This window comes from Rhizobium sp. HT1-10 (genome assembly GCF_049472505.1).
Taxonomy (GTDB): Bacteria; Pseudomonadota; Alphaproteobacteria; order Rhizobiales; family Rhizobiaceae; genus Rhizobium.
The window spans coordinates 276,632-291,601 of sequence record NZ_JBCEBQ010000005.1; the positions used below are offsets into that span (position 1 = coordinate 276,632).

A 14,970-nucleotide genomic window follows, 5' to 3' on the forward strand; every position below is an offset into this window, starting at 1 on the left:
CCGATGCGCGAAGATCTGACCGATTTTACCCAGCAACTCAGCGATCCGGATCCGGTGCGCCGCGCCCAGATCGCGATGAAGAAGCCGCTGCCGAAGCGGTTCTACGCGGAGGTTTCGGTGTCCGAAGGCGAGGGCGGGTTTGCCGTCAAGCTGGACGGACGACCGGTGAAAACGCCGGCGCGCAATGCCCTGGCGGTTCCGAATGCGACGCTTGCCGCCGGCATCGCGGAGGAATGGCGAGCCCAGGTCGAGGTCATCGACCCCATGACGATGCCGCTGACGCGGATGGTCAACACGGCCATCGACGGCATAGCCAGCGACCCGCAGGCCGTCTCCGACGACATCGTCCGCTATGCCGGCATCGATCTGCTCTGCTATCGCGCGGCAACGCCCACCGAACTCGTCCGGCGACAGGCGGAGCGCTGGGATCCTGTACTGGCCTGGGCGGCGGAAGCCCTCGGGGCGACGTTTCTGCTGGTTGAAGGGGTGATGCATCGCGAGCAGCCGAAGGAAGCAGTCGATGCGTTCCGGCAAAGGCTTTCGAACTATGCCACGCCGCTGCAATTGGCGGGCCTCCACACGATGACGACCTTGATGGGCTCCGCGATCCTCAGCCTAGCCTTTGCGGAAAGCCGGCTTTCAGCCGAGGATGCCTGGTCTCTGGCGCATCTGGACGAGGACTGGACCAGCCAGCAATGGGGCAGCGATGCAGAGGCAGAACATCGCCGTGCACTGCGCCTTGCCGAATTTATGACCGCAGCCGATGTTTTTCGCCACGCCTTGGCGGAATAGTGTTGATTTCCAGCCCGTTATAGCGAAAGTTGGTTGGCAACGGGCAGGGCGCAATGGTCGGCATTAAAATCAGTTCTTCGCATAACATCTTGATCCTACCAGCCTTAGCAGCGTGCATGCTGGTGTCCTCCTGCTTTCGCGTCCCATCGCTCACCCCGCCTCCTGGTCCGATTTACGATGTCAGGAGCGCCACGGTGATTTCCAGCACGGGCGCTTCTCCGACCTTGCTCGCCGAGGTCGGATCGAGGGTCAATGCCGCCATCGCTGCCACGCGCCACAACACGACCGACGGCGCCGTTACGCTGACGATTCGCATCACGCAGTCCGAGCGTTCGCAAGGCTACCAGAAGGACCGTAACGCGGCGAAGGTCGACATCGACGCCAGTTCGGTCGACACGGGATCGGTCGTCTCCGTCAACTCGTTCGAATCCACGACCTTTTCCGCCGATAGCGCCGCCGTCGAGGATCTGATGGCGGAGGATATCGCCGGCCGCATCCGCGCGGTCTATTCGCTGACGACGCCACGGCCCGATAACTGACGGAAGCGGTCGCGCGATTAACGGCGGATACACGAAGCGTTTGGACTTGAGGCTGCACACATGAAAGACATTCTGGAGGAACTTGCCGCTCGTCGCGAGGCTGCGCGGTTGGGTGGAGGGCAGGCACGCATCGATGCGCAGCACGCACGCGGAAAGCTGACGGCCCGCGAGCGGATCGACGTCTTGCTCGACGAAGGGTCATTCGAAGAATTCGGCATGTTCGTCCAGCATCGCTCCAGCGACTTCGGGATGCAGGACAATCGCATCGCTGGCGACGGCGTGGTGACCGGATGGGGTACCGTCAACGGCCGCACAGTGTTTGTCTTCGCCAAGGATTTCACCGTTTTCGGGGGGTCGCTGTCCGAGGCCCACGCGGAAAAAATCATCAAGCTTCAGGATATGGCGCTGAAAAACCGGGCGCCAATCATCGGTCTCTACGACGCCGGCGGCGCCCGCATCCAGGAAGGCGTAGCGGCACTTGGCGGCTACGCCGAAGTCTTCCAGCGCAATGTGCTGGCATCAGGCGTCATCCCGCAGATTTCGGTGATCATGGGACCCTGCGCCGGCGGTGACGTCTATTCGCCCGCCATGACCGACTTCATTTTCATGGTTCGTGATACGTCCTACATGTTCGTGACCGGTCCGGATGTCGTCAAGACGGTGACCAACGAAACTGTGACGGCCGAGCAGCTCGGCGGTGCCTCGATCCACACAACCCGGTCGTCTATCGCCGACGGCGCCTATGATAACGACATCGACACCCTGCTGCAGGTCCGCCGGCTGATCGACTTGCTGCCTCTCTCGAACACGGCGCAAATCCCTCAGATCGAATATCACCAGTCGGTGACCGACATGGACATGTCGCTGGATACCTTGATCCCCGACAACGCCAACAAGCCCTATGACATCAAGGAACTCATCCTCAAGGTTGCCGACGAGGGCGACTTTTTCGAAATCCAGGAGAGCTTTGCCAAGAACATCGTCTGCGGCTTCGGCCGGATCGAGGGCTCTACCGTCGGCTTCGTCGCCAATCAGCCGATGGTGCTGGCCGGCGTCCTCGACAGCGACGCCTCTCGCAAGGCTGCCCGTTTCGTGCGCTTCTGCGATTGCTTCAATATTCCGATCGTTACCTTCGTCGACGTGCCCGGCTTTCTGCCGGGGACGGCGCAGGAATATGGCGGCCTGATCAAGCATGGGGCCAAGCTGCTGTTCGCCTATGCAGAGGCGACGGTCCCGAAATTGACGGTGATCACCCGCAAGGCTTTCGGCGGCGCCTATGACGTGATGGCATCCAAGCATCTGCGCGGCGACATCAACTACGCCTGGCCAACGGCGCAGATCGCTGTCATGGGTGCCAAGGGCGCGGTGGAGATCATCTTCCGCAAGGACATTGCCGATCCCGAGAAGATCGCAGCCCACACCAAGATGTACGAGGACCGGTTCCTGTCGCCCTTCGTCGCGGCCGAGCGGGGCTATGTCGATGAGGTGATCATGCCCCATTCGACCCGGCGCCGCCTGGCGCGGGCTCTAAAGATGCTGCGCAACAAGGACCTGTCAAATCCCTGGAAGAAGCACGACAATATCCCGCTGTGACGACAAGTCGCGGATTCTACACGAAAAATTGATGGTGCGTCAGAAGCTTTGTGTTCTTGGAATCGAAGGTTGCGGCTAACCGTTGGACGGGAGCTTTAAACTGGAGATTTTTATGGCACTTTTCGACCGCCTGAACCAATACCAACCCTACGCCCTTGCCGTCCTGCGCATCATGACCGCGCTGCAGTTCATCGAGCACGGCACGCAGAAGCTTTTCGCCTTTCCGGACGGCGAGCATGCCGGTGCCCTGACGGCCCTGTCGCTGACGCAGGGTATCCTGGAAGCCTTTGGCGGCTTGCTGTTCCTGTTCGGTCTGTTCACGCGTCCGGTTGCGTTCATTCTGTGCGGCAACATGGCTGTCGCCTATTTCATGGCGCACGCACCGAAGAGCTTCTTCCCGGTCAACAACGATGGCGATGCCGCGATCCTGTTCTGCTTCGTCTTCCTGTTCTTCGTCTTTTCCGGCCCGGGCTTCCTCGCGCTCGATAACCGCAAGAAGTGAGTTGAAAACTGCGGAGCAATAGCGCTCCGCAGTCCTTCCTCAGGCCGTGAGCTTCAGGCCGGCTATACCGGCCACGATGAGAGCGATGCAGCCGAGCCGAGCCGCCGTCGCGGGCTCGCCGAGCAGCCAGATCCCCAGCAGTACAGTCCCGATCGTGCCGATGCCCGTCCAGACCGCATAGGCCGTGCCGAGCGGCAGGGTTTTGACCGCGAGCCCGAGCAGGCAGACGCTCGCCACCATCGAGACTGCGGTCAGGAACGTTGGAAGGGGGCGTGTCAGTCCGTCGGTGTATTTCAGGCCGATGGCCCAGCCGATTTCAAGAATGCCGGCAAGAACGAGCAGTATCCAGGCCATTTGTCTCTCCTTTGACAAAAGCGAGGTCGTCCCCGCCGGGGTCGCGGGGCGATTCCAGCCGCGCCGCGGTCGTCCGCGAGACGACTGATATGCGTCCCGCAGCGATGGATTTCAAGCCTGCAGACGACCGTTAGGCGAGCCGCGCCGCATGCCATTTCAAATGGTCGTCCATGAAAGTCGAGATGAAATAGTAGGAGTGGTCGTAACGGTCCTGCATGCGCAGCGTGAGTGCCATGCCTGACGTTTCGACCGCCTTTTCGAACAGCCACGGACGCAAGCCGGTTTCGAGATAGCCGTCGGCCTTGCCCTGGTCGATCAGGATCTCGGGAAAACGGGCGCCGTCCTCAACCAGGGCGCAGGCGTCGTACTGGCGCCAGGTGGCCTGGTCCTCGCCTAGATATTTGCGATAGGCGTCGACCGACCAGTCAGCCGTCATCGGCGCGACGATCGGGGCAAAAGCGCTGCAACTACGGAAACGCTCCGGGTTCTTCAGGGCGATCGTCAAGGCACCATGGCCGCCCATCGAGTGACCGAAGATGCCCTGGCGAGAGAGATCGACGCGGAAATGCTGGGCGACCAGCGCCGGCAGTTCCTCAGTTATATAAGTGTACATCTGAAAGTTTTCGGCCCATGGCGCCTCGGTCGCATCGAGGTAGAACCCCGCGCCCTTGCCCATTTGCCAGTTGGTGATCTCGTCAGGCACGTCGTTGCCGCGCGGGCTGGTATCCGGGCAGACGACGATCAGTCCGAGTTCGGCCGCCATGCGGCGATATTCACCTTTTTCCATGACGTTCGCATGGGTGCAGGTGAGGCCGGACAGAAACCAGACGACCGGGCAGGGCCGCTCGATGGCCTGCGGCGGCACGAAGACGGCGAATGTCATCTCGCACTGGCACGCTTGCGAATCGTGCGAGTAGACGCCCTGCATGCCGCCGAACACGGTAACCTGCGAATGAACCTTCATATGGGATCTCCAATCGGGGGAACGTGGGCCTTGGCCCGCCGGCACAGCCGGTCGAATGTTTCAAGAAAGCTGGAGCGGTCGCGAGGCGAGAAGGCGGCATTGTAGCCCTTGCTCTCGCCGGTCTCGCGCAGATGGGCACCGAGATCTCGCATCGCCGTTGCCATGCCGATATTGCCCGTGTCGAAGACCCGCCCCGTCGGACCGGTAACCAATGCGCCAGTCGCCACGCAACGGCCGGCCAGCGGCACATCCGCGGTCACGACGACATCGCCCGGGCCGCAATGCTCGGCGATCCAGTCGTCGGCGGCGTCGAAACCGTTGGAGACGATCACGTTCTTGATCATCGGATCACGGGACGGTCGCAGGCCGGAATTGGCGACGAAGGTCACCTCGAGATTGTGCCGCTCGGCGACCTTGAGGACCTCCGGCTTGACCGGGCAGGCGTCGGCATCGACGTAAATCATCTTGCAGTCCGATATTCAAAAGCGAGGATGGCCGGCAGGGCCATCCTCGAACACCTCAGTACAGGACGACGCCGCGGATGCTCTCGCCCTTGTGCATCATGTCGAAGCCCTTGTTGATGTCTTCGAGCGGCATCGTATGGGTGATCATCGGATCGATCTGGATCTTGCCGTCCATGTACCAGTCGACGATTTTCGGCACGTCGGTGCGGCCGCGCGCGCCGCCGAAGGCCGTGCCCATCCAGGAGCGGCCGGTGACCAGCTGGAAGGGGCGGGTGGAGATTTCCTGGCCGGCGCCGGCAACGCCGATGACGACGGACTTGCCCCAGCCACGATGCGACGACTCAAGCGCCTGGCGCATCACCCTGGTGTTGCCGGTGCAGTCGAAGGTGTAATCGGCGCCGCCGATCGTGTCGCCGTTGCGCTTGGTCAGGTTGACGAGGTAGGGCACGATATCGTCGCCGACGTCCTTCGGATTGACGAAGTGCGTCATGCCGAATTTCTCGCCCCAGGCCTTGCGGTCGTTGTTAAGATCGACGCCGATGATCATGTCGGCACCGGCGAGCCGGAGGCCCTGCAGCACGTTCAGGCCGATGCCGCCGAGGCCGAAGACGATGGCGGTGGAGCCGATCTCAACCTTGGCGGTATTGATCACGGCACCGATGCCTGTGGTCACGCCGCAGCCGATGTAGCAGATCTTGTCGAAAGGCGCGTCGGGATTGACCTTGGCGACGGCGATCTCGGGCAGGACGGTGAAATTCGCGAAGGTCGAGCAGCCCATGTAGTGATGGATCTTGTCCTTGCCGATCGAAAAGCGCGAGGTGCCATCCGGCATCAGGCCCTGGCCCTGGGTCGAGCGGATCGCGGTGCACAGGTTGGTCTTGCGCGACAGGCAAGAATAGCATTCGCGGCATTCCGGCGTGTAGAGCGGAATGACGTGGTCGCCCTTCTTGACCGAGGTAACGCCGGGGCCGACGTCGACAACGATGCCGGCGCCCTCATGGCCGAGAATGGCGGGAAACAGGCCTTCCGGGTCGGCGCCAGACAGGGTGAAATCATCGGTGTGGCAGATGCCGGTCGCCTTGACTTCGATCAGCACTTCGCCGGCGCGGGGGCCTTCGAGCTGGACGGTCATGATTTCGAGCGGTTTTCCTGCCTGAACGGCAACGGCGGCGCGTACGTCCATCGTCTGTCTCCTGGTGATTTGCACTGGATTGTCGAGTGGGGCGACATTGCACGGCGCCCGCCTGAGGCTCAAGCGAAAAATGGGCTGCGGGCGGCAGCACGGAGCCGCCATCTGCGCCGGGCAATGTCTCAGAAGAGAGCTTGGCCGGCATAGATGACCGCATAGGCATGCATGCCGACGGCGGCATAAAGCCCGAAGGCGACAAGCATCCGCTCACGCGTCGACATCTTTTCCAATTCGTCCCTCGGCTTGATCGATCCGAAGCCGATCAGGCTGAGCAGCGTAAAGACGGCGAGGGCTGCGAGGAGTGCATTGGCGGTGAGACCGATCGACCAGCCTACGGTGAGAATGGCGATGGTGACGACGAAACTGCCGCCGATCAGGCTCGAACGTTGGGTGAAAATCTGTCGGAGGACCTGTCCGCCGTCGAAACGGTACATCGGCAGCAGGTTGAGCAGGTTGAAGGCGCCGAGAATGAGGAGGAAGACCAGAAACGGGCCGCGCCCCTCAGCCGGCAGCCAGCCCACCTGCGAAGCGTCGATGGCTGCAATCAGCAAGGGCACCAGGAAGGCCGACATGCCGGGGCCCATCAAGGCGCAGGTCGCCACCTCGAACAGGCTGTTATAGGGACGGCCGCCAATGGCAACGCCGCCCAACAGCGGGATGAAGATCATCCGCACCTTCCCATGGCCGAAGGTGCGGTAGGCAGCCAGATGGCCCAGCTCGTGCAGGACGATGACAAGGGTCAGGAAGATCGAGATCATCAGTCCCGCCTGGTTTAATCCGAAAAACGGCCACAGCAGCACCGTCGAGAGGACGGCGAGCATGATCTGCATGAGCGGGTGCTCGAAGACGCCGTTGGGCGTGGAGTGGCCCGTGTTGAGCCAGCCTTCGAAGGCGCGCATTTCGCGGCGTAGCACAAAGTAGCGGAAGATCAGGAAGGCAAACCCGCGATAGGTGTCGGTCTGCTCGACGGTCAGCGCGGCGCCATCGGCGGTGGCGACGATTTCACGACGCTCCCTGAAATGCCTCCAGAAACGGATGTCGAGCGCGCTGTCATCCACCACCGTCGCGACATAGCCGTAAGCGACGCCTCCATCCGGCTGCGTCAGAGGCTGGACGACAAGCAGGCGACGGATCGGCCGGCCCTTGCGGTCGAGATTGCGGTAGATCTGCTCGATCACACCCGGTCTCTCCGGCAACTGGCGGCTGGAAAGAATATTATGATGCCAATCGGCCTCGGCGCCCGTGGGATCGACGGCGCTCCACAGACGTTCGGCGGCGTGGCTGAACCGGCGGCTGACACGTAGAGTGCGCGTGCCGACGGGGGCCGCCATCAGCAACCACAGCAAACCCAGATTAATCGTCAGCAAAAGGATCGCGGAGTAGGGCGATGACACGAATGTTCCTCAAGGCGCCTATGCCCATTTCGCTCCCTTTATGGCCGCCGCCGCTTAAGAAAGGCGGTCCAATAGTCGCTAAAATCTTACCTGAATTGCAGGTCAGGCAAAGGTCATGATCACGGCGTCAACGGCGAGGCTGTCGCCCGGCATCGCCTCGATCGTGGCAACCTTGAGGTCCCGTTCGGCCCGCAGCACGTTCTCCATCTTCATGGCCTCGACGACCGCCAGCGTCTCGCCGGCCTTGACCAATTGGCCTTCGGCCACCGCAAGCGAAACAAGCAGGCCCGGCATCGGGCAAAGCAGGACCTGCGAGGTATCAGGCGGGAGCTTGACGGGCATCAGGCGGTCCAACTCCGCCTGGCGTGGCGTGAACAGGCGGGCAGTAACCGAGAGGCCCTGCCAGTCCAACCGCAGGCCGTTTGATTGCTGCCGTGTCTGGAAGGTGATCGAACGGCCGTCCACACTGCCTTGCCAGATCGCGTCACCAGGTCTCCAGCTGGTGACGACGGACGCTTTCGCACCGTCCATCTCAAGGACAACCTTATAGGGCCCCGCCTCGCTTTCCTCTGTGTAGCGCACGGGGTGATAGCTCGCATTCAGTTTCACGACCCTTTCGACTGCCGAAGCGTCGACGGCTGGTCGCAGGCGATCGGCGTAGCGCTGACGACGCATGTCGTCGATCCGGCCGCAGCTTCCGGCCACAGCGACGAGCACTGCCGTCTGCGTCGCGTCAGGCTGCACCGGGGCGAAGCCATCGGGATATTCTTCCGCGATGAAGCCTGTGGAGAGGCGACCCTCGCGCCAGCGGGGATGTTTCATCAGAGCCGAGAGAAAAGGAATGTTGTGCTCGATGCCGTCGATAACGAAGCCGTCCAGCGCCTCGCCCATCGCCTCGATCGCCTGGAGGCGCTCCGGCGCCCAGGTGCAGAGCTTTGCTACCATCGGGTCGTAGAACATCGAGACTTCGGCGCCTTCGAACACGCCGGTATCGTTGCGCAGCGCCGTGTCCGCAGTGCGGCTCTCCTCAGGCGGCCGGTAGCGGGTGAGACGGCCGATCGACGGCAGGAAATTGCGGTAGGGATCTTCCGCATAGACGCGGCTCTCGATCGCCCAGCCTGTCAACGTCACATCGCTCTGCGCGAAAGACAGCGGCCTGCCTGCGGCAACCCGGATCATCTGCTCGACAAGGTCGATACCGGTGATGAGTTCGGTAACCGGATGCTCCACCTGCAGACGGGTATTCATCTCGAGAAAGTAGAAATTGCGCTCGCTGTCGACGATGAATTCGACGGTCCCGGCACTTTGGTAATCGACAGCCTTGGCCAGGGCCACCGATTGCTCGCCCATGGCTTTTCGGGTGGCTGCGTCAAGAAAGGGCGAGGGTGCCTCCTCGACGACCTTCTGGTTGCGGCGCTGTATCGAGCATTCCCGTTCGCCGAGGTATAGCACGGTGCCAAAACCGTCGCCGAGCACCTGGATCTCGATGTGGCGCGGATCCACGATGTATTTCTCGATGAACAGCCGCTCGTCGCCGAAAGAATTCCTCGCCTCGGAACTGGCGCGCTCAAACCCGTCGCGGACCTCGGACTTGTTCCAGGCAATCCGCATGCCCTTGCCGCCGCCACCGGCCGACGCCTTGATCATCACGGGAAAGCCGATCTCGCCAGCAATAGTCTCTGCATGGTCGGCATCCTCGACGACGCCGAGATAGCCGGGAACCGTGGAGACCCCGGCCATTCGCGCAAACTTCTTCGATTCGATCTTGTCGCCCATCGCCTTGATCGCCTTGGGCTTCGGGCCAATGAAGACGATGCCCTCCGCCTCCAGCGCCTCGCAGAACGAGGCTCGCTCCGACAGGAAGCCGTAACCGGGGTGCACGGCCTCTGCGCCCGTCATGCGACAGGCCGCAAGGATCTTCTCGGCATCGAGATAGCTTTCGGTCGCCGGCGAGGGACCGATATGCACGGTCTCGTCGGCCATCTCGACATGCAGGGCGTTGCGATCGGCGTCCGAGTAGACGGCGACCGTGGCAATCCCCATATGACGCGCCGTCTTGATGACGCGACAGGCGATCTCGCCGCGATTGGCGATCAGAATTTTCTTGAACATCGACGCTCCGCCCAGACTTGCTGCCGATCGTTCTAGCCGTAAATCAATTGAGGGTTCAATGCAGCAAAGGGGCTGGCCACGCAAAAACGCAGCCAACCCGGAGCGCCGTCAAGCGGCCGCCTCGTTGTCGACGAACATTTCGTCGGGCACCCGCAGCCAGCGTCCACGCCCCGCACTCTTCTGCCTGTGCAGCCTTACCGCGTCACGCAATTCCGCCCATTGGGCATCGTTGGCGTAAGCGACAGTCGCCTGGTCGATCCGTTCGAGCGCGTCGATTTCGCTTTCCGACAGGATGATCCCGGACTTGCCCGTCGAACTCCGCAGCACATAGCGCATGAAATCGACATCGTGCCGGGTGACGCCCCGGCTGTCGAAAACGCGAAGATGGCGATAGGCGCCGATGCCGTCGGTGAGGGCATATCGGACCTGATCGATCGCAAAGGCGCTGAGACTCGCTGGCACATTCGACGATGTCTCGATCACATGCATCAGCACTTCGAAATCGGTCGGCGAATGGATGACGCCATCGCTCGACAGCACTTGGACCAGCCAGGCGACGTTGACATCGTTGAGGGATCCTTGGGGAAGGGTTCTGTTGACGGCGAAATCGGTCAGCGCTTCTATGAAGAAGGCATCCCACTCGTCGCATTTTTCGGGGCAGGAATGGTGAATTGCCAGCAGCAGAGCCGCGTCCTCGGACGTGCGGATGCCGTCTGAAAAACTCACTCTGCGCAGTGTCATTACATCTTCGGCCGACAGCCGACTCTTTCCGGCAAGAATCCACGCCGGAAAAGAGAGACGGAACTTGCTCATCTTTTATCTCCAGTTTCTTCATGAAACTGGAAAAATCCTTACCCTGCGGCGATTGAGAAAGCCTCAAGGAGGGCGGTTAACCGGCTATTCCGCCAATAGCGCGGTTTTTAACGATCGGGCCTGTACGCGCTCACGCCAGATGATGAAGAGGCCGGAACCAACGATGATGGCGATGCCGAGCCATTTAGACAGGTTCGGGAAATCGCCGAACAACGCATAGCCGAGCACGGTGGCCGATATGATTTCAAAGTACTGGAAGGGCGCAAGCAGTGACAGAGGGGCCAGACGAAAGGCGCGCACCACAAGGATGTGGGCATAGCCGGATATGGAGCCGAGGATAAGCAGCAGCACCAGTCCCAGCCAGGAAGCCGGCAGCGACAGGCTGAAGTCCGCAGCGCCCGCGACATTGCCGACGAAGAGGGCGCCGGCCATGAAGATCGTGCCGCCGATCCCCGCCATGGTCTGCATGGCAAGCGGCGAGTCGGCTTCGCCGATTGCTCGGTTCATGAAAAGATAGATGGCATAGAGGAAGGCGCAGGCGACGGGCAGCAGCGCTTTCAGGCCGAAGATCTCGAAGCTCGGCTGGATGACGATCATCGCGCCGCCGAATCCGACGATGATTGCAAGCCAACGTCGCCAGCCGACTTTGTCGCCGAGGAAAAGAGCCGAGAGGCAGGCCAGCATGAAGGGTTCGACGAAGTAAATGGCAAAGACGTCGGCCAGCGGCATGTATTTCACCGCGACGAAAAATAGCAGGCTCGCCGCGCCATGCAGCGCTCCGCGCAGCAGGTTCATCCAGGGACGCTTGGTCGACAGCACGGCGCCGCCGGCAAACAGCAGGGGCAGGGTGCAGACGATCTGAAAAAAGAATCGATAGAAGGTGACCTGGCCGGGAGACATGGCTTCGAAGGTCGCCATGTATTTGGCGATCGCATCCATGACCGGAAGCACGATCATCGCTCCGGCCATGATCAACATGCCGCGCAAAGGATTTTGAGAAGGAGAATCAGCTATTGGCATGGGGCGCCCTGGCATTTGGTCAGGCCTTCAACCACAGGCAAGATATGCAATCAAGGGCTGTTCAGAGACATCTCCAACCTTGGCGGCTCGCCGAGGCGAAAGTCGATATTCGACTTGAGATGAGAGCTCTTCGTTCCGCCGCATAAAGCTGGCGAGAAGAGATGGTGCGGTCGAGAAGACTCGAACTTCCACGGGTTGCCCCACAGCGACCTCAACGCTGCGCGTCTACCAATTCCGCCACGACCGCATCGTGGTAGGTGCCGAATTGCTCCGGCGCGCTGCATGTAGCAAAAGGCTTTGAGAGGCACAAGGGCGTATGACCGTTTTTTTCACAAGCGGTGACAAGCATTTGAATTTATCCCCTAAACCTTCCATATAGCGGTTTTTGGAACGCGCCGCGTTGAAGAGACGGTGCTGCCATGAGCGCTGAAAGATAGATCGCGATGCTGCGCAATGATCTCGAACTCTCCATGATTCCGATTCCCGGGTCGCCGCCGGTGCGCTGGCGCGTCGCTGACGGTCTTGTCTCCTATGATGAAGCCGTCGCCACCATGGAAAGCGAGGTGGCAGCCATTGCCGAGGGACGCAGCGATGAGCTCGTCTGGCTGGTCGAACATCCGCCTCTCTATACCGCCGGCACGAGCGCCGACGCCGCCGACCTTATCGAGCCCGATCGCTTTCCGGTCTTTGCCACCGGGCGCGGCGGCGAATACACCTATCACGGCCCCGGCCAGCGCGTGGCCTATGTCATGCTGGACCTGAAGCGGCGCCGCCAGGACGTTCGCGCCTTTGTCGCTGCTCTTGAGGAAGTCATCATCAAGACGCTCGATTCGATGAACGTTCGCGGCGAGCGGCGTGAGGACCGGGTCGGCGTCTGGGTGAGACGGCCGGAGAAGCCTCTTCTGCCGGACGGGACGATGGCCGAGGACAAGGTGGCGGCGCTGGGGATCAGGCTGCGCAAATGGGTGACGTTCCACGGGCTCTCGCTCAACGTCGAACCGAACCTCGACCATTTCTCCGGGATCGTGCCCTGCGGCATTTCTGGCTATGGGGTTACCAGCCTCGTGGAACTCGGCCTGCCGGTCACCATGGACGATGTCGATCTATACTTGCGCAACGCCTTCGAAGATGTGTTCGGACCAACGGCGTGACATCGCCGACCAACAAGATATAGCATCTCCGATTCAGGGGTTGCCTCGATCGTTAACGAACTCTTACCGTTGATCTTGCCAATCCAGACATCCTCACTATGATATAGTCGGGGGAATGTTCCATGATTGACAATACTTTGCTGATGCCGCTGATTTTGCTATTAATCGTCGCTACAGGCCTGCTCTACCAGCTTGTCCATGTCGCGCCGATACTGTCGCTTGTTCAGCCATAGGGTTCCGCGGCACCCCATGCTTTCGTCATCCTGCGTTCACCTTCAGTCCAATAGTCTGCGTGCTTAGCGGTTCCGTCGAAGACTAAGCCGGATCGCAAGACGATATCTAGCCCTATGCAACAAGTGAGGACATGGCATGACCCATCGCACGATCTTACTCGCATCCTTCGCTTCTTTCGCGCTTCTCGGCTCCCTCGCATCGATCACGCCGGCCTCGGCGCTGACGATGAAGGAGTGCAGCGTGAAGTATAAGGCAGCTCAGGCAGCCGGCACGTTGAACGGTATGAAGTGGAACGATTACAGGACGGCTCAGTGCGGGGCGGATGCCACAGCCGCGCCGGCCGCTGCCGCGCCGGCCGCAACCACCGCCGCTCCGACAAAGGCGACGACGACAGCCGCCAAGCCAAGCGTGGCCAAGACCGACGACGAACCCGACGCAGCCGCACCTCCTGCGAAGGAACCGGCCAAGCCGACGACCGCAGCGCCCTCCGGTTTGACCCTGCCAACGGCGATCTCACCGAAATATGCAACCGAGACCGCCGGCAAGGCGCGCTTCCACACCTGCGTCGATGCCTATCACGATGCCAAGGCCAAGAATGCCCTTGCCGGCGTCAAGTGGATCCAGAAGGGCGGCGGCTACTACAGCCTTTGCAACGCCAAGCTCAAGGGTTGATCGCTAGCACTAGAACGGCAACGGGCGCCCTGAGGCGCCCGTTGCTTTTTTTTGCAATAGAGGCGATCTCAATCGTCGTCCGGAATGTTGGCGTCGACGCCGATGACCTGGATGAGATTGCGAACGTTGGTGACACCCGAGATCGAGCGGGCAATCCGTCCAAGCTGGCGCGCGGTCGCCGCGTCGTCGACTTCGCCTTCGAGGATGATGACGGAGCCCTCCGAACGAACGTCGATCATCTCCGGGCTTGCGCCCTCGACGTCACTGATCGCATCCATGACACGCTCTTCGATGTCGTCGGACTCTTCGAGGCCGCGCGTGGTGGGAACCGGCGCGTTTTTCTGGGGTTCCTGCTGTCCGTCCTCGTCGACCGAGGTGACGGTGAAGCCTTTGCTGCTGCCTTCGTCGAAGTTCGCATCGGTTTCCCCATAGGCGCGATTTTCCGACGGCTCGGAGACGGCGCCGGCGTCATCGTCATAGGGCCAGCCGTCTTTCAAGTCCCGCTCCTCGTAGTCGCGGTAGTCTTCTTCGCGAGTCGTCTCTTTCTTAATGCCACCCATGACAAAGCTCCTTTGATTCAGAGCCACAACGATGGACGAGGCGCTTGGTTCAACTTCTGATCATGCTTTTTTCCCATTTCTTGATCACGCGGTCGCGTTTCAGCCGGGAAAGCCGTTGCAGCCAGAAAATGCCATCGAGCTGATCGATCTCGTGCTGCATGCAGGCAGCAAAGAATCCGGTGGCGGCCTCCTCATGCGGCTTGCCCGTGAGGTCCTGATACTGGAAGCGGATGCTTGCCGGTCGGGTGACCTCCTCGGTGGCGCCCGGCATGCAGACGCTTCCCTCCATGTGCCCCGCCGTTTCTTCCGAGGCCCAGCTGATCGAAGGATTGACGAATATCCGGACGCCTTGCGAACGATCGAGCTCGACAATGACCAGGCGGGTCAAGACACCGGCATGCGCGGCGGTGATGCCGACCCCGGCGACGCTGCGCATGACGTGCAGGAGATCGTCGCTTAATTGGCGAAGATCATCGTTGAAGACATCGACTGGCGCGCAGGTCGTCTTCAGGTGGGGATCAGGATAGCGGAGGAGGGCGAGTCTGGTCATGCGGCACTTCGTCCAAAGGGAGAAACTAAGCTCGTCAGGCAGAATAGACCGAGGGCCCCTCGCTGGC

Annotated in this window: 16 protein-coding genes and 1 tRNA gene; 6 read left to right on the forward strand and 11 right to left on the reverse strand. The window is 61.2% G+C overall.

Translation table 11 applies throughout. From position 1 onward, the window contains the following. Positions 1-3: 3 nt before the first annotated feature. The 4 genes from VH564_RS15715 (at position 4) to VH564_RS15730 (ending at position 3,426) form a co-directional block, all read left to right on the forward strand. Positions 4-792: an ATP12 family chaperone protein gene (locus tag VH564_RS15715; RefSeq protein WP_423340780.1), complete on the forward strand. Its 789-nt coding sequence runs from the start codon at positions 4-6 to the stop codon at positions 790-792. 194 nt (positions 793-986) lie between these two features. Further along, entirely contained in the window at positions 987-1,331 is a 345-nt protein-coding gene (locus VH564_RS15720; RefSeq protein ID WP_423340781.1) for a hypothetical protein, read from the forward strand. Between the two features lie 60 nt (positions 1,332-1,391). After that, positions 1,392-2,924, forward strand: coding sequence for an acyl-CoA carboxylase subunit beta (locus tag VH564_RS15725; RefSeq protein WP_423340782.1), 1,533 nt, complete (start codon positions 1,392-1,394; stop codon positions 2,922-2,924). A gap of 112 nt (positions 2,925-3,036) precedes the next feature. Beyond that, a complete protein-coding gene (locus tag VH564_RS15730; RefSeq protein WP_423340783.1) occupies positions 3,037-3,426 on the forward strand; it encodes a DoxX family protein in 390 nt (129 codons plus the stop codon). Between the two features lie 39 nt (positions 3,427-3,465). Here VH564_RS15730 and sugE read toward each other — a convergent pair whose 3' ends face one another. From sugE to VH564_RS15775, 9 genes are all read right to left on the reverse strand, one after another. Next, positions 3,466-3,780 (reverse strand): quaternary ammonium compound efflux SMR transporter SugE, encoded by a 315-nt coding sequence (gene sugE, locus VH564_RS15735; protein ID WP_423340784.1) that lies wholly within the window; start codon positions 3,778-3,780, stop codon positions 3,466-3,468. Positions 3,781-3,910: 130 nt separating this feature from the next. Beyond that, positions 3,911-4,744, reverse strand: a complete 834-nt coding sequence (gene fghA, locus VH564_RS15740) for an S-formylglutathione hydrolase (protein ID WP_423340785.1) — start codon at positions 4,742-4,744, stop codon at positions 3,911-3,913. Then, positions 4,741-5,208: a YaiI/YqxD family protein gene (locus tag VH564_RS15745; protein WP_423340786.1), complete on the reverse strand. Its 468-nt coding sequence runs from the start codon at positions 5,206-5,208 to the stop codon at positions 4,741-4,743. Before VH564_RS15745 ends, fghA begins: the two co-directional genes overlap by 4 nt. Positions 5,209-5,263: 55 nt before the next feature. Further along, positions 5,264-6,391, reverse strand: coding sequence for an S-(hydroxymethyl)glutathione dehydrogenase/class III alcohol dehydrogenase (locus tag VH564_RS15750; protein WP_423340787.1), 1,128 nt, complete (start codon positions 6,389-6,391; stop codon positions 5,264-5,266). Between the two features lie 128 nt (positions 6,392-6,519). Further along, a complete protein-coding gene (locus VH564_RS15755; RefSeq protein WP_423340788.1) occupies positions 6,520-7,791 on the reverse strand; it encodes a hypothetical protein in 1,272 nt (423 codons plus the stop codon). Between the two features lie 102 nt (positions 7,792-7,893). Next, a complete protein-coding gene (locus VH564_RS15760) occupies positions 7,894-9,903 on the reverse strand; it encodes an acetyl-CoA carboxylase biotin carboxylase subunit (RefSeq protein WP_423340789.1) in 2,010 nt (669 codons plus the stop codon). A gap of 108 nt (positions 9,904-10,011) precedes the next feature. After that, positions 10,012-10,716, reverse strand: a complete 705-nt coding sequence (locus VH564_RS15765; protein ID WP_423340790.1) for a hypothetical protein — start codon at positions 10,714-10,716, stop codon at positions 10,012-10,014. 84 nt (positions 10,717-10,800) lie between these two features. Next, positions 10,801-11,751, reverse strand: a complete 951-nt coding sequence (locus tag VH564_RS15770; protein WP_423340791.1) for a DMT family transporter — start codon at positions 11,749-11,751, stop codon at positions 10,801-10,803. Between the two features lie 147 nt (positions 11,752-11,898). Then, positions 11,899-11,983, reverse strand: a tRNA-Leu gene (locus VH564_RS15775). A gap of 190 nt (positions 11,984-12,173) precedes the next feature. Between VH564_RS15775 and lipB the strand changes: the two genes are divergently transcribed. Continuing rightward, a complete protein-coding gene (gene lipB / locus VH564_RS15780) occupies positions 12,174-12,887 on the forward strand; it encodes a lipoyl(octanoyl) transferase LipB (protein WP_423340840.1) in 714 nt (237 codons plus the stop codon). 369 nt (positions 12,888-13,256) lie between these two features. Beyond that, positions 13,257-13,793: a hypothetical protein gene (locus VH564_RS15785; RefSeq protein WP_423340792.1), complete on the forward strand. Its 537-nt coding sequence runs from the start codon at positions 13,257-13,259 to the stop codon at positions 13,791-13,793. Positions 13,794-13,861: 68 nt separating this feature from the next. Here VH564_RS15785 and VH564_RS15790 read toward each other — a convergent pair whose 3' ends face one another. Further along, complete coding sequence (locus VH564_RS15790; RefSeq protein WP_423340793.1) at positions 13,862-14,353, reverse strand: BON domain-containing protein; 492 nt, start codon at positions 14,351-14,353, stop codon at positions 13,862-13,864. Between the two features lie 49 nt (positions 14,354-14,402). Further along, complete coding sequence (locus VH564_RS15795) at positions 14,403-14,903, reverse strand: peptide deformylase (protein WP_423340794.1); 501 nt, start codon at positions 14,901-14,903, stop codon at positions 14,403-14,405. Positions 14,904-14,970: the final 67 nt, after the last annotated feature.

Coding starts and splice junctions, on each gene's coding strand:
- VH564_RS15765 (WP_423340790.1), bottom strand. CDS start 10,716: ATGAGCAAGTTCCGTCTCTCTTTTCCGGCGTGGATTCTTGCCGGAAAG.
- VH564_RS15770 (WP_423340791.1), bottom strand. CDS start 11,751: ATGCCAGGGCGCCCCATGCCAATAGCTGATTCTCCTTCTCAAAATCCT.
- VH564_RS15745 (WP_423340786.1), bottom strand. CDS start 5,208: ATGATTTACGTCGATGCCGACGCCTGCCCGGTCAAGCCGGAGGTCCTC.
- VH564_RS15790 (WP_423340793.1), bottom strand. CDS start 14,353: ATGGGTGGCATTAAGAAAGAGACGACTCGCGAAGAAGACTACCGCGAC.
- fghA (WP_423340785.1), bottom strand. CDS start 4,744: ATGAAGGTTCATTCGCAGGTTACCGTGTTCGGCGGCATGCAGGGCGTC.
- sugE (WP_423340784.1), bottom strand. CDS start 3,780: ATGGCCTGGATACTGCTCGTTCTTGCCGGCATTCTTGAAATCGGCTGG.
- VH564_RS15725 (WP_423340782.1), top strand. CDS start 1,392: ATGAAAGACATTCTGGAGGAACTTGCCGCTCGTCGCGAGGCTGCGCGG.
- VH564_RS15795 (WP_423340794.1), bottom strand. CDS start 14,903: ATGACCAGACTCGCCCTCCTCCGCTATCCTGATCCCCACCTGAAGACG.
- VH564_RS15760 (WP_423340789.1), bottom strand. CDS start 9,903: ATGTTCAAGAAAATTCTGATCGCCAATCGCGGCGAGATCGCCTGTCGC.
- VH564_RS15730 (WP_423340783.1), top strand. CDS start 3,037: ATGGCACTTTTCGACCGCCTGAACCAATACCAACCCTACGCCCTTGCC.
- VH564_RS15715 (WP_423340780.1), top strand. CDS start 4: ATGCGCGAAGATCTGACCGATTTTACCCAGCAACTCAGCGATCCGGAT.
- VH564_RS15785 (WP_423340792.1), top strand. CDS start 13,257: ATGACCCATCGCACGATCTTACTCGCATCCTTCGCTTCTTTCGCGCTT.
- VH564_RS15750 (WP_423340787.1), bottom strand. CDS start 6,391: ATGGACGTACGCGCCGCCGTTGCCGTTCAGGCAGGAAAACCGCTCGAA.